Below are 14,513 nucleotides of genomic sequence, written 5' to 3'. Positions count from 1 at the left end.
TAGATATGAAAAAATATTTCATTACCGCAACAGATACTGACGCGGGTAAAACCCAAATTGCCCAATCGCTTGTTTATGCATTAACACAACAAGGTAAAAAAGTTGCTGTGTATAAGCCTATTTCTGCTGGTTGTGAATGGCGTGATGGTCAATTGATTAATCAAGATGCAGAGTTATTAATGATGCAGAGTAACTGTGACCAAGCCATAACTCAGATTAATCCAATTGCCTTTGAAGAGCCTATCGCTCCGCATATTGCAGCAGATAAGCACAATAAAGCTATTGATGTGGGTCAGATAAAATCGGTATATCAAACGATTTGTCAACTCTCTCCTGATGTGGTTATCACTGAAGGAGCAGGTGGCTGGCGTCTTCCTTTAGGGAATGGACATTTTCTTTCTGAGTTTGCACAACAAAGTAAACAAGACGTTATTTTAGTGGTAAATATGAAGCTTGGTTGTTTAAACCACGCGCTATTAACTTATCAGGCAATTCTACATGATGGTCTTAATTGTGCTGGCTGGGTAGCAAATTGCCCAGATGAAATGCCGTACTTGTCAGATAATATTGAAGAGTTGGCATCGCTTATCCAAGCGCCGTTTTTGGGTAAAGTACCATATGAACAAGAGATAAAAAAAGTGGCGATGTTACTTGATACATCACCACTTTAATTAAGGATATTAGTTCTCTTTAATTAGCTCAGATAAGTCATCTTCTGTCGAAATGATAAATTTTTGATTTTGTTTAAATAAAAAGCCATTCGCCGAGACATTATTACCAAGCACTAACTTCATATTATCATTATCCACTTTAAGGCCAGAGCCTTCTTCAATGCCGATAATACTGATATCAGGATTGAGTACCATAAATTCAGCCAAACGTTGTTCGCGTGTTTCACCGTTAAAACCAGGCGGGTTGTAATCAGTATAATGTGGGTTCAACTGAACCCCCACTAACGCCAAGCCAGCAAAGCTCGGTGGCTCAATAATTGGCATATCATTGGTTGTTCTGATGGATAAACCAGCAATATTACTGCCTGCACTCCAACCTATGTATGGTGTGCCTTGTGCAACTTTCTTTTGGATCGATGTGATCACATCAAAATGATAAAGACGTTCTAATAATCTAAAAGTGTTACCACCACCAACAACAATAGCCTGTGCTTGCTCAACCGCAAGTTTTGGATCATCAAACTCATCAATACTACTCACCTTGATATTGATCGCTGACATCGCTTGTTCAACTTTTGCTTTATAAGCTTGATAGCTCATTGTAACGCCAGCAAAAGGGATAAATAACACCTCGGTCACATTTGCAGCACAGAGTTGCTTATTTATTAATGGTAGAGCATGCACTAAATAATCGGTTTGCCCTACACGAGAACTACTTAAGAGCAGTAAATTTTTTTTCATCATGGTGTTTACATACTTTTTATTATTTACTTAATTGAGCAACACAAGCGGTTGCGATAAATCCTGAACGAGTACGGTATTGTTCGCTTTTACTGACCCGATCATCAATTTGCTTAATGAGCAATTCAGGTAAAGTAACATTAATTTTATGACTTTTCCCTAAATACGGCACTATATCAAAATCGACTATTGCCCATATCGCATTTGGCTGTTGTGTTATTAAATTATCAATAGTGCTCGCGTGGGGGATAGACTCGCCATATTCCGCCAATATTTGTAAATGATCGGCTATGGTGTGATGAACAGCATTCATAACCATTTCGATACTAGCACCTGATACTTTACAGCCTGGTAAATCAGGCACTGTTAGCTGGTAGTTATTATCTTCTTTTATTCGAATAATTTTAACTGGATACTTCATTTTTCTCTAACCTTTAAATAACTCTTATAACCCCTACCGTACAACATTTCTATAACCCTAGCAACTCTATATAAAAAACACAAACTAACCCTGATAACCCTTGATTGACTTTTAATTGTAACCCTTATAACTCCTAGGAATAGTGAAGCAAGTAATTACTTTTTGTATGTACACTTAAAAATAAGGTGTGTTTACTAAGCTACGCAGCAAAGTTTTTATAAACGATTAAGAGTTATCAGAGTGGTGATAATGAAAGTAACGATTAAATTTTTCACCTCGGCATGAGGTCTTAGATCAGATGCTTACTAGCTTTTCTGCGTTATCTGAACGAGAGTAAAAACCTTTTTTGAATTATAAAGGAGGAGCTTGTGTCAGAGTCAAAGAGTGAATGGCTAGTTATCGCAAGCTAGATGGTGAATGCCCCGTCCACTTTTTAAACGCGGCTCTAAAATTTGAAACATCACTAAAACCAATCGCACTGGCAATATCTTCCATTGTTAATTGTGTTTCAGTAATAAGTTTTTTCGCAGCATCGCAACGAAGTTTCTGTAATATTTCCCTAAAGTTAGTGCCGTGCTCAGCTAACTTTCGTCTTAGTGTGCGGGGCGTAATACATAAGTAGGCAGATAACTGCTCCGCAGAAATGTTTTTCTGCATATTGGTAGCGACCCATTGGTTTATGGTGATCAAAAATTCATTTTTTGCTTCGATTGAATTTAACACCGCATCACATTGATCAAGTAAAATGGGAATAGCAAAAGGGTTACTGCGTTGTGTTGGCAATAACAACTTATCATTTGTCATTACAAATTCGTTATGGGCGTGATCATAACTGATAGGGCAGTGAAAAAACTCTTCGTATAAATGAGCATGTTTTGGCTTAGGGTAGCTGAATTTCAATTCATCAAAATAAAAACTGTTATCCCCTAAACACTCTTGTGAAAGAGTTAACATTATGGCGGCTTGTAGCTCAATATTAAATTGGTATAGCTCGGGGACACTGATCAGATCTTCAAATCGAAAATAGGTTATTTCTTGCTCTTTGTCTGCAACAAGTGACATGTTGATCGTTCGGGTTGCTAAATCATGGTAGCGAATAGCAAATTCCAATGTTTTGCGTAAACCAATACAACTGAGCATAGTACAACCGTACAAACCGTAATGATTGGTTCGTACAGACTTGCCTAAAATTAACCCTATGCCTGGAATCTTAAGATCAACAATATTGCGATAGAAGCGAATAATTTGTTCTCTGTTTATTTTTGTATCCTGATCGTCTAACTCTTCGATTGAGATATTCACACCATCAAGCAATGTTGAATAACTAATACCATTTTTAATGAGAACTGAGGTAATAAATTTAAGTTTGTGGGCAAAAATATGGCCAAGTAAATTATTTGATTCCATCGATATTCGGATTGTTGTTGTCCATTTTGCATATAGTAAAGCATTAATTTTGACCGTTTTAAACTAAATTTTGACCGATATTCACCTTATTTAAATAATTAAAAACTGTTTATATAGAAAATGACATTATAATAACTATAGAGAACAAGACATGAAAAATATGGGGAAAACAGGTCTTTTTACTTTGAGTGCTTGTGCATTGGCTGTATTTACAGCAACAGCTCAAGATCAAAATAAGACAGAGAATACAAAACAATCAGGCTTAGAGGTTATTGAGGTAACCGCACAAAAACGTGCTGAAAATGCACAAGAAACACCTATCTCGATGAATGTTTTAAATGCCAGCGCATTAAAAGAGAAAAGCATCGAGAAAATTGATGATTTACAATACGCTGTGCCTAATTTGCATATGACAGAAACAGGTATTAGTACTCAAATTTTTATTAGAGGGATAGGCACAGGGAACAACCAAGGATTTGAGCAATCTGTCGGCCAATATATCGATGGTATCTACTACGGTCGCCAACAATTACTACGTATGCCGTTCCTCGATTTAGAAAGGGCTGAAGTTTTAAAAGGGCCACAATCGATCATGTTCGGTAAAAACTCTGTTGCAGGGGCTTTAAACTTGAGCTCTGCTAAGCCAACACAGGATACTGAGCTACATTTTAGTTTACAACATCAACCAAAGTTTGGAGCAACAGAACTTACTGGCATGGCATCAGGCAGCCTCACTGACACCCTATCTGCTCGCATAGCCGTTCGTGATTATTCTGAAGATGGTTATATCGAAAACACCTTTAAAGACAGAGATGAAACCATTCGTGATGAGCAAGCTGTTCGTTTAAGCCTTCTGTGGGAACCAAGAGATGATATGAATTTTCTGTTCAAAGTTGAACGGGATGAATTCGATGGCACTGGTCGCCAAATTGAAATCATTCAAGACGATCCTGCTTTAGCTGGTTCACCTATCCCTGGTGTTAATTTTGAACAAATCCTCGGTATATTAGGTCATCCAGGAGCAATCACAGACAGTAAACTTGATTTTGTTCGACAAGCCGATGCGGAAGAAAGTAGTACTAATACTTTAAACAACGCTACATTAACAGCAAATTTTGAGCTAGGGGATTACACGTTAACGGCTGTATCTGGCTTAGTTTCCTATGATTTTATTGAAACTTGTGATTGTGATTATACTGCGGCCCCTGTTTTCTCGGTATTCATTGATGAAGAATATCAACAGTTTAGTCAAGAAATCCGTTTAGTATCTCCCGTTGGTGAGCAATTTGACTGGTTAGGGGGATTATTTTACCAAACCAGTGAACTTGATTTTAAGGATGATATCCAAGTGCCAACCAATAGTGTGCTTGGTTTATTATCTGGTGGAGCATTAGCACCAATAACAGGTAATGGTGCAGGGCGCAGCTATCAATTAGACACAGATATGTGGTCAGCTTTTTTCCAAGGGCGTTATCATTTTACTGATGCCTTAACTTTAACGCTGGGTGCTCGCTATACCAGTGAAGAAAAAACGGCCAGTAGATCAATGAATATCACCAATACTGCAACAGGTGCGATAGCAGAAGATCCTATGGCAGCTATTTTGTTTAATGCGGCATTTGGTATTGAAAATGAACAAAGCCCTTTATCGCCTCAGGGACATAATTTAACCGGAGCAAGAGATGAAAGTTCTTTTACACCGTTAATTAATGTCAGTTATAAATTAAGTCAAGATGTGATGGCATATGCTTCGGCAACAACTGGCTTTAAAGCAGGTGGTTTTGATGCCAGAGCAAATAATGTGAATTCTTGGGAATTTGATGAAGAAGATGCAACCGCTTATGAAACAGGGATCAAATCATTATTATTAGATAAAACACTTGAGATCAACTTATCGTTATACCGTACCGAATACGATAACTTACAAGTGAGTCAGTTTGACGGAATTTTAGGTTTTAACGTTGGTAATGCTAAAGAAACCGTGGTTCAAGGTGTTGAGCTTGAAGGTCGTTGGATGATCCTAGACAACTTAACAATGCAATACGGAGTCGCCTATTTAGATCATGAATATAAAGACTTTAAAAACGGTAACTGTCACAACCGACAAATACCTGATGGTGTTATAGGCGCTGATGGAAATCAACTATGTGATTATACGGGTAAATCTGGTCAATATACGCCTAAATTAACCGGTAATATTGGCTTAGATTATTTCACTGAAACATCATTGCTTGGCTTTGAGTATTTTAGAGGAACGCTTGGTTTATATCATTCATCTAAGCAAAATGTTGATGTTAACTTAAACCCATTATATGAAGTAGATGCCTATAATAAAGTTGATGTTCGAGTAGCACTGGAAAGTGAAAACTGGAATGTTGCGTTATTTGGTAAAAATATCACCAATGAAAAAGTGTTAACTTATGTTGGCAATGCGCCACTGTCAGGCAGTACCTTCGGTACCAACACTTTTTATGGTTTTGTTGATCGTCCAGCCGTATACGGTATTCAAGTGGACTATAATTTTTAATCAATAGTTTAACTATTAAGATGTAAGTGTGAAAAAAGGGATGAATTGTTACAGTGAGTGCAATTCATTACCTTTTTGTTATTGTTAAATTTAGAAAGTTGACTGGAGACATGATGGTTAAGCCATGGTTAAAACATTATCCAAGCTATATGAAGGATAAATTAGACACTCAGCAATATCATTCAATGTTAGATATATTTCATGAGAGTGTTGTAAAGTATAAAAATAAAGTGGCTTATCAACAGCTTGATAAGCAAATTACTTATAATGACGTTGATTGTTTATCAAGAGATCTTGCAGCATATCTACAAACTGTTCAGCAAATCAATAAAGGTGATCGGGTCGCATTAATGTGTCCTAATATGTTGTGTTTCCCAATAGCGCTTTGGGGCATAGTGCGTACAGGTGCAGTGCAAGTCAATGTGAATCCAATGTACACTCCGAGAGAGTTAAAACATCAACTGAATGATTCACAAGTTGAAACTATCATTATTTTTTCTCAGTCACTTGATACATTGGCAGAAATTATTGATGAAACCTCGATCAAAAAAGTGATCACTATCGATTTAAATGAGCTGACAAATACGACTGACAGTGCTGCTGTTGCTCATGAAAAAGGCATGAAGAGCGCAGTATCATTGAAGCAAGCAATGGCAGTTGGTAACGAACAGCCATTGAATGAACCCAAATTATCTCATAGCGATTTGTTGTTTCTTCAATACACAGGTGGAACAACTGGCTTATCAAAAGGTGCAGTATTAACTCACGGTAATATTGTTTCTAATATTCTCCAGTTTAGAGAAGTTATTCAAGAGTACGTAAAATGTGGTGAGGAAGTCGTGATCACTGCAATCCCTATGTATCATATCTTTGCTTTAACGGCCAACACCCTATGTTATTTCTGGTTTGGCTCAAGAAATGTATTGATCACTAACCCAAGAGATATCGACACATTTATTGACGCGTGGAAAAATAATCCAGTGACTTTTTTTACTGGTGTGAATACCTTATTCAATGGCTTATTACACACACCAAGCTTTGCGGAAGTAGACTTTTCCGCGTTGAAGTTAGTGATAGGCGGTGGCGCTGCGGTACAAGAAGCGGTAGCAGATAAGTGGCTGCAAGTTACTGGTACTCAACTTAATCAAGGCTATGGCTTGTCTGAAACCTCGCCGGTATTAACCTTAAATAATCACTGTTCAACAACTGGGATAGGGATCCCTGTGCCAGAGACGGACATCAGTATTCGTGATGAGAACGATAAAGCCTTACCTCAAGGCAGTTCTGGTGAGTTATGTGCCAAGGGCCCGCAAATCATGCTTGGTTATTGGAATAATGATGCTGCAACCAAAGAAGCAATGACTGAAGATGGCTATTTTAAAACCGGCGATATAGCCATGTTGGACGATGATGGTTATTTTCATATTGTTGATCGTAAAAAAGACATGATTTTGGTCTCTGGCTTTAATGTATACCCAAATGAAATTGAAGCCGAAGTTGCCAAAATGCCTGGTATACTTGAGTCTGCATGTGTTGGTGTAAATGATGATAAAACCGGAGAAGCGGTAAAACTCTTTATTGTTAAGCAAGATCCTAATCTTACTGAGCAAGATGTTATTGCCTTTTGCCGAGAAAACTTAACCAGTTATAAAGTGCCTAAATTGATCTGTTTTATTGACAGCATACCAAAATCAAGTGTCGGAAAAATGTTACGTCGAAAACTTCGTTAACGCTGAGTATTATCCACGCTAGGTGATTAAATATAGCTTAGTGTGGATTTTATCGTCCCCAACATTGATCGAGTGATAATTTATCAACTTATGATAGTTAGCGTGTGTTAGTATACTATTAATTTTGATTACACTGATAAGGTGATAAGAGAAATGGTCGGGATAGCAGGACTTGAACCTGCGACCTCACGTCCCCCAGACGCACGCGCTACCAGACTGCGCTATATCCCGAAATAGCAATGATGCTTTGCGCTGTATAATAATAGAATCGTCCATGATTGCAATGAATATTGTCTCTTCCGTGTTTAAATGCGCATTTATTGTTCAGCTTGGTTATGTTTAGCAAATCGTTTAATAAAGTTAACGCCATCAATCATTAAAGGAAAATCTGAGCTAACGGTGATAGGTGCTTCTAATTGTCTAGAATAACTTTGAAAGTTTCCATTTTGATCAATAAACACCGATTTGTCTTTATTAAACACCATAATACCTTCATCCATGGTGTTAGCAATAACACGATTCTCATTTAAGCGAGTGATATCGGTACCCGCAGAATACTTAATGATCTCGACATCACAATTTAGCCAGTTTTTCACTAATGTTGGCTGAATATCCATCTGGCTAGTTAAATAGCGAACAGAGCTATGTTTGCTATTAGGAGCAATCAATAAAGCAGGCTTGATTGATAAACCAGTGGTACGGTCTGCATTGCCAATTGAACTGATATAAATATTATCTTTTACTGCCTTGTCACGTTGCGATAATAGTAGGGCATCAATAAACAACTCGAACTGATAATTATCATCACCATTAAAATAAAAGACATGTAAACCTGGTTGAGTATTTTTCAATGAATTGGTGATCACCAAAGAGGAAATATCATCGAGGTATTGCTCATTATCAAACAAGTTTACATAGTCTTGATAACCATCATCTGCCGATGGTTGACCAACTAAAGTGAAATTAGCAGGTAGCGCATTATCATCTAACGTTTTAAAAAGTAAAGGCTGATATCCAGACGCTAATATCTGATTTTCATAGACAGAGGGCAGGCTGTATAAGAGATTAAACCATGAATCTTTTGGTAACGCGTTATCGATATGTTTGGTTAAATTAAGTTTATTGGCATTGGCTCGTTGAGAAAAACGTGCCACTTGTGATTCTGATAAAGCATGTTTAGTTAACAACAAATAACTTGATTGCGTTAAATTTTGTGCGCTTTGACACTGTGCCGTAGACTGGCTTAAATCACCTAAAGATTCGGTGAATGAAATAGGGCTGGTTTTTCTGGCAATATAATCGCTGCGATCAAACAAACCGTATTTGGTTAATAATGTTTTTGCTGTTGACGGATAAGACAAAGGCAATACCGTGTCTTGCTTTAGAATATCGTATTCTAAATTAGCATCAGCCCAAATATGCATAATATGGCTGCAAAAAAATGATACCACTAAGCCGATAACGACAAACTTAGCAAACACTGTTTTTTGTAAATCACGTAAGTGTTTCCAGGCATAGTTACTCACCACCAGTTGGAACATAAGTATCGAGAAGAATAAAACAATACTGATGAACCAAAAAGCACGATTATTTTGCTGTATTTGGGTATTAATAAGCGCCAGAATTTGATCACTGGATGACGCATTCAAATGATAACCTAACCGACTATAAATAAAGGCATCTAATAACAGTAATAATAAGCCTAAGGTAAATACCACAGAGGCTGTACCACGAATAAATCGCGTTTGTGGATAGATCAGGGTTAATGGGAATAAAATGAGTACAAAACCAATAAAGGTTAAAAAGCCCATATGGCTTACCCAAGTGGTAAATAAATATACCGTACCTAAAAATGTTTCAGGGCTTGATTCTGTAAATAAATAAAATGACGACAGTAAAATAGCCGCGATAATATTAAAAAAAGTAAACCAGTGACTCCAACTAACAAGTTGAAGCAACCGTTTGCTATATGTTTTTTGATCAGCAGAAACCATGGATAATTATTATTCTCATTATTGATTATTGTATGCGTGGCTATAATATTGGTTTTATTACTGTTTTATTTTATAGACTGTTTTAACGCGTTAGTAAAATTTTCAACAATCGCTGCCCGTTGTTTCTCTGGTACTTCATTTTGAATAATGTCGGTGATGGTGTTACCTAAACACATCAAGGCGAGATCAGGAGTGGCGGAAGCAGAAACTAGTACATTAAGTAAATCTTGGTTAATTTTTTCTACACGTTCGTTCGAATACTTAGATACAATAGGCATATAATTTATAAAGTTTGCATTTGGTTGATTAATTAAATAGTTTACCAAATGCTTAGACAATATCATACAGACCATTAAACTATGAGCTTAATTATTTCAAATATTGCCCTGCATTATTTATCTAAAAAAGAAGAAACGGGAGAAGTGATCCTTCGCTTTGGTCCCGATTCTATTGACATCACCTCAAAAATTGACTCCTTTGTTGATGGCTTACACACCATTTATAACGGCAAAGGTAGTAAGGCTTACGGCCACTTTTCAACAATGCCAGCACAAAGCGATAACGCACGCTTTGTTGATGTTATGGAAAGTTATTTATCAGAAATGCAAAGTTTTACTGATTTTGGCCAACAAGCGGCTAATTTATTAAAAAATGAACTAGAAAAATATGACTTAGCCGAAACGGGTTACTTAGTCATTTGTCATTATGAATACATGGGAGGCAGATATTTATTAGTCGCCATTATCCCTGTGTCAGAGCACTATTCAGTTGATGGTGAACTGAATATTTCAGCTGATCAACACTTAGATACAGCACGTTTACAACTTGCGGCGCGCATTGATTTATTTGATTATCAACAAAACGCTCAAGGCAATAAGTACATCTCTTTTATTAAAGGACGAGCAGGTCGTAAAATTTCAGACTTCTTTTTAGACTTTTTAAGCTGTGAAGAAGGGCTTGATGCCAAGGAACAAACTAAAACACTCGTTCAAGCGGTTGAAGATTTTGTTTCGGTACAACAACTAGATGCGCAAGAAAAACAGGCGACTCGCAAAGAGTTACTAAATTACTGTAAGGAACAAAAAGACTCTGCTCAGGATGTATCAATTAAAGAAGTCGGTTCTGTTATCAGTAAAGAGGGCGAAACTGAGCATGATTTCTATCAATTTTGTCAGGAGCAATCTTATCCGCTAGAGGAATCTTTCCCTCATGAACAAGCGATTGTCAATAAGGTCACCAAGTATTCAGGCTATGGCGCGGGTATTTCTCTCAGTTTTGAACGTAGCCATTTTGGCCAAGATGTCGTGTATAATCCTGCCAATGACAGCATTACTATTTATAAGGTTCCGCCTAATTTAAAAGAGCAATTGCTATCTTTATTACAAGCGCAAGATAAAGAAGAGCAATCATCACAAGATTTTTAATTTATTCCGATTAAACGTAAACTATAAATGTTTACTTAAGAACAAGATTTAAGGCAATTTATGACTCAGATAACCATCACTAGACCCGATGATTGGCATGTACATTTACGAGATGGCGATGTATTAAAAAATACCGTCGCGGATATTAGCCGCTATTTTGGCCGTGCAATCGTGATGCCAAACCTTGTACCACCTGTTACTAATGTTGAGCTTGCCCGTGAATATCATGCCCGTATTATGGCTCAAAATCCGCAAGAACACTTTACTCCCTTGATGGTGTTATATCTTACGGATGACACAAGCGTAGAAGACATTCAACAAGCTAAAGCTAGTGGATTAGTTTATGCTGCTAAGTTGTATCCAGCAGGGGCTACAACCAACTCATCTTCAGGCGTTACTGATATTGCCAATATTTATGATGTGTTAGCAGCCATGCAAGAACAGCAAATGCCGTTATTAATTCATGGTGAAGTCACTGATAATGAGATTGATATTTTTGATCGTGAAGCGGTATTTATCGAGACAATATTAACGCCATTGGTGAAAAACTTTCCTGATTTAAAAATTGTCTTGGAGCATATTACGACTAAACATGCGGTTGAATTTGTTATGGCCGCTGGCAAAAATGTTGCAGCCACCATTACTGCGCACCATTTACTTTATAATCGAAACCATATGCTCGTTGGTGGTATTCGCCCACATTATTTCTGTTTACCTATTTTAAAACGTAATATTCATCAACAAGCATTAATAGACGCAGCTACCAGTGGTAATCCAAAATTCTTTTTAGGAACTGATTCTGCTCCTCATGCTCAGCAAGCAAAAGAGTCGGCTTGTGGTTGTGCTGGTTCTTACACAGCTCATGCAGCTATCGAACTATATGCAGAAGTATTTGAGCAAGTAGGTGCGTTAGATAAACTTGAAGCATTCGCCAGTATAAATGGGCCGACCTTTTATAACTTGCCTGTTAACCAAGACACCATCACATTGGAAAAAACAGCATGGCAAGTGCCAGCTACTTTAAGCTTTGGTCAAGATAAAGTCGTGCCAATTAAGGCAAGTGATTCAATTGCATGGCAGGTAAAATAAGAGGTATAAATGCAATTATTTGTAAATGATTTAACCGTAATTGATTTTTCATATTGCTGCCAACATCGTGGAATTGTCGGTGAAAGTTGGATAGTTGATGTTCTGCTTGATGGTGCACTCAATGAAATGAGCATGGTGTTAGACTTTGCTGTTGTTAAAAAGCAAATAAAAGCCATTATTGATGAAGCTGTTGATCATAAGTTAGTTATCCCGATCAAAAACCCTGCGATATCTGTCAGTGATTCTAGCCATCATCAAGATCATCAATACGTAGATTTAAGAGCCAAACGCGCCAGTTATTTTTTACAATCACCTCAATGCGCCTTTGCACAGATTGATGCCGAGCAAATCACCATTAACACTGTGACCAAGCATTTAACTGACATTATATTAGAGCAGTTGCCGCAAAATGTGCAGGGCTTAACATTAACCTTACGTCCAGAAGTGATAAAAGGTGACTTTTATCACTACACACATGGTTTAAAATTGCATGATGGTAACTGTCAGCGAATTGCACATGGTCATCGATCGAAAATTGAATTAATGAAAAACGGTGAGCGTTGCCCTGATTTAGAATATTTTTGGTGTAATCGCTGGCAAGACATTTATATTGCCTCTGAAGATGATCGCGTATCGCAAAATCAGATTGAATTATCGACAAGTGCAATGAATGATTTGTCACCCGATCATCAATTTTTTGCTTATGTTGCGCCACAAGGCCGTTTTGATATTGCCGTAGAACAAAATGTGTTAGAAGTGGTTGATTGTGATTCCACCGTAGAATTACTTGCTGATTACATTGCCAGGCAATTGAAAGCGCAACAAGCTAAACATGATTATACTGTAATAGCTTATGAAGGCGTTGGTAAAGGTGCGATTGCTAATGCGTAAATGGTTAATTGCTACGCTAGCATTTCCTGTGACATTACATGCGTTTGCTCAGGTGAAACTTTCTGGCGAAATTATCCAGGGCGGTTTAGTGCTGGGTAAAACTGAGCCAAGTGCGATAGTAACCTTTGATGGTAAGCCACTAGCTGTCTCTAAACAGGGTGATTTTGTGTTTGGTTTTGGGCGAGATGACAGTAAAAAGCATCAATTAGATATTACTTACCCTGATGGCAACAAAGAAACAACCACACTGACACCTAAAAAGCGTCAGTATCAAATACAAAGGGTTGAAGGGATCGCTAAAAAAATCATGAACCCTGATCCTAAAGCAGTTGCCAGAGCAGAGAAAGACAGTCAACAAGTTAGAGCCGCACGCGAGATAAAAACTAATTATATTGCATTTGCGCAAGGTTTTATCCCGCCAATTGAAGGCAAAATCACAGGAGTCTACGGCAGTCAACGCTACTATAATGGTAAACCAAAGAGTCCTCATTATGGCCTTGATTATGCGGGTAAAACGGGAGATCCGGTAAAAGCTCCTGCTAATGGTACGGTTACTTTATATGTACCAGACATGTTCTATTCGGGTGGTACTATGATCATCGATCATGGTCATGGTATTACTTCTAGTTTCCTTCATTTAAGCGATGCGTATGTAGATGTTGGAGATAAAGTATCAAAAGGGCAAATAGTCGCTGCTGTTGGTGCCAGTGGGCGTGCAACAGGGCCTCATCTTGATTGGCGGGTTAACTGGTTTCAAGAGCGTTTAGATCCTGCTTTGGTATTAAAAGTAATCCCAATAAAATAATCTTTAAGGAAGGAATCATGGCAAAAAATATTAACTGTATCTTTTTAATTTCCATGGTTCTTTATTCCACCTATTCAACGCGATCTTATGCAACAACTTTAGCTACCGGCTGGGAGTTATGGTATCCGTATCAATATCATAACCACAAACAACAATTGGTTGGTTTAGATTTTGATATCTATAACGCAATTTTAAAAGAAGCAAACCTGCGAACAACCTATACCGAATTACCGTGGAAACGTCATTTGCAATATGTAAAAACAGGCCAAATGGATGTTGCTATGGGAGCGTCTTTTACTAATGAACGAGCTGAATATGCGTACTTTACTCAACCGTATCGCTATGAATCAGTCAGTTTATTTGTGAAAAAAGGGCGTAAACAACAGGTTAATCTTTCTTCATTGGCAGATCTAAGCCATAGCGATTATATGATAGGCGTCGAAGGCGGTTATTATTATGGGCCCAAGTACCAAGAGTTAATCAAAACCAGTGAGTTTAAAGCGCGAATTACTGAAGTGATTGATTTAGAACAAAATGTCAATTTACTACTAAAAGGTCATATAGATGGATTTTTAGTTGATCCGATAACTTTAGCTGCTTTTTGTGAGAAATATAAACTCACCGGTGAATTTGAACAACATCCATTGAGTATTTATCAAGACGATATACATTTAATGTTAAGTAAAAAAAATATCGATAAAGCAATGCTTGAGCGCTTTAATCAAGCAATAACCACATTAAAGCAAAATGGTACTATTGAAAAAATCACTCAGCGTTGGTCCAGTTTAATTCAAGTTGATAAATTGCCTTAGT

General features: G+C 37.5%; 13 protein-coding genes and 1 tRNA gene. 8 read left to right on the top strand and 6 right to left on the bottom strand.

The window, feature by feature from the left end:
• Positions 1-5: 5 nt before the first annotated feature.
• Positions 6-671 (top strand): dethiobiotin synthase, encoded by a 666-nt coding sequence (gene bioD, locus IV514_RS13385; RefSeq protein ID WP_206485760.1) that lies wholly within the window; start codon positions 6-8, stop codon positions 669-671.
• A gap of 9 nt (positions 672-680) precedes the next feature.
• Here the strand turns inward: bioD and pepE are convergent, their stop codons facing one another.
• The 3 genes from pepE to IV514_RS13370 form a co-directional block, all read right to left on the bottom strand.
• Positions 681-1,412: a dipeptidase PepE gene (gene pepE / locus IV514_RS13380; protein WP_206485890.1), complete on the bottom strand. Its 732-nt coding sequence runs from the start codon at positions 1,410-1,412 to the stop codon at positions 681-683.
• A gap of 22 nt (positions 1,413-1,434) precedes the next feature.
• Positions 1,435-1,833: a type II toxin-antitoxin system HicB family antitoxin gene (locus tag IV514_RS13375; protein ID WP_206485759.1), complete on the bottom strand. Its 399-nt coding sequence runs from the start codon at positions 1,831-1,833 to the stop codon at positions 1,435-1,437.
• A 396-nt stretch (positions 1,834-2,229) separates the two neighbouring features.
• A complete protein-coding gene (locus IV514_RS13370; RefSeq protein ID WP_206485758.1) occupies positions 2,230-3,240 on the bottom strand; it encodes an AraC family transcriptional regulator in 1,011 nt (336 codons plus the stop codon).
• 151 nt (positions 3,241-3,391) lie between these two features.
• Between IV514_RS13370 and IV514_RS13365 the strand changes: the two genes are divergently transcribed.
• Together IV514_RS13365 and IV514_RS13360 are read left to right on the top strand one after the other, a co-directional pair.
• On the top strand, positions 3,392-5,767 hold the full coding sequence (locus tag IV514_RS13365; protein ID WP_206485757.1) for a TonB-dependent receptor: 2,376 nt from the start codon (positions 3,392-3,394) through the stop codon (positions 5,765-5,767).
• Positions 5,768-5,880: 113 nt separating this feature from the next.
• Positions 5,881-7,497 carry an AMP-binding protein gene (locus IV514_RS13360; protein ID WP_206485889.1) on the top strand — a complete coding sequence of 539 codons (1,617 nt, stop codon included), beginning with the start codon at positions 5,881-5,883 and terminating at the stop codon, positions 7,495-7,497.
• A 154-nt stretch (positions 7,498-7,651) separates the two neighbouring features.
• Here IV514_RS13360 and IV514_RS13355 read toward each other — a convergent pair.
• The 3 genes from IV514_RS13355 to IV514_RS13345 all read right to left on the bottom strand — a co-directional run bounded on the left by IV514_RS13355 (position 7,652) and on the right by IV514_RS13345 (position 9,769).
• Positions 7,652-7,728: transfer RNA gene (locus IV514_RS13355), tRNA-Pro, on the bottom strand.
• Positions 7,729-7,814: 86 nt separating this feature from the next.
• Positions 7,815-9,491 (bottom strand): DUF3413 domain-containing protein, encoded by a 1,677-nt coding sequence (locus IV514_RS13350; protein ID WP_206485756.1) that lies wholly within the window; start codon positions 9,489-9,491, stop codon positions 7,815-7,817.
• 65 nt (positions 9,492-9,556) lie between these two features.
• Positions 9,557-9,769, bottom strand: a complete 213-nt coding sequence (locus tag IV514_RS13345) for a DUF1414 domain-containing protein (RefSeq protein WP_206485755.1) — start codon at positions 9,767-9,769, stop codon at positions 9,557-9,559.
• Positions 9,770-9,850: 81 nt separating this feature from the next.
• On the opposite strand from IV514_RS13345, the gene yejK reads away from it, so the two are divergent.
• Genes yejK through IV514_RS13320 form a run of 5 tightly spaced genes read left to right on the top strand, consistent with a single transcriptional unit; the run spans position 9,851 to position 14,512 of the window.
• Complete coding sequence (gene yejK, locus IV514_RS13340) at positions 9,851-10,915, top strand: nucleoid-associated protein YejK (RefSeq protein ID WP_206485754.1); 1,065 nt, start codon at positions 9,851-9,853, stop codon at positions 10,913-10,915.
• A 60-nt stretch (positions 10,916-10,975) separates the two neighbouring features.
• Complete coding sequence (pyrC, locus tag IV514_RS13335) at positions 10,976-12,004, top strand: dihydroorotase (RefSeq protein ID WP_206485753.1); 1,029 nt, start codon at positions 10,976-10,978, stop codon at positions 12,002-12,004.
• 9 nt (positions 12,005-12,013) lie between these two features.
• Positions 12,014-12,895 (top strand): 6-carboxytetrahydropterin synthase, encoded by an 882-nt coding sequence (locus IV514_RS13330; RefSeq protein ID WP_206485752.1) that lies wholly within the window; start codon positions 12,014-12,016, stop codon positions 12,893-12,895.
• A complete protein-coding gene (locus IV514_RS13325) occupies positions 12,888-13,700 on the top strand; it encodes a M23 family metallopeptidase (RefSeq protein ID WP_206485751.1) in 813 nt (270 codons plus the stop codon). Before IV514_RS13330 ends, IV514_RS13325 begins: the two co-directional genes overlap by 8 nt.
• Positions 13,701-13,717: 17 nt before the next feature.
• Positions 13,718-14,512, top strand: a complete 795-nt coding sequence (locus IV514_RS13320; protein WP_206485750.1) for a transporter substrate-binding domain-containing protein — start codon at positions 13,718-13,720, stop codon at positions 14,510-14,512.
• The last annotated feature ends 1 nt before the right edge of the window (position 14,513 follow it).

It is taken from the genome of Thalassotalea sp. G2M2-11 (genome assembly GCF_017168195.1).
Taxonomy (GTDB): domain Bacteria; phylum Pseudomonadota; class Gammaproteobacteria; order Enterobacterales; family Alteromonadaceae; genus Thalassotalea_E.
Note: the sequence above shows the minus strand (reverse complement) of the source record. Positions and strands in the feature narration are given on the sequence as shown.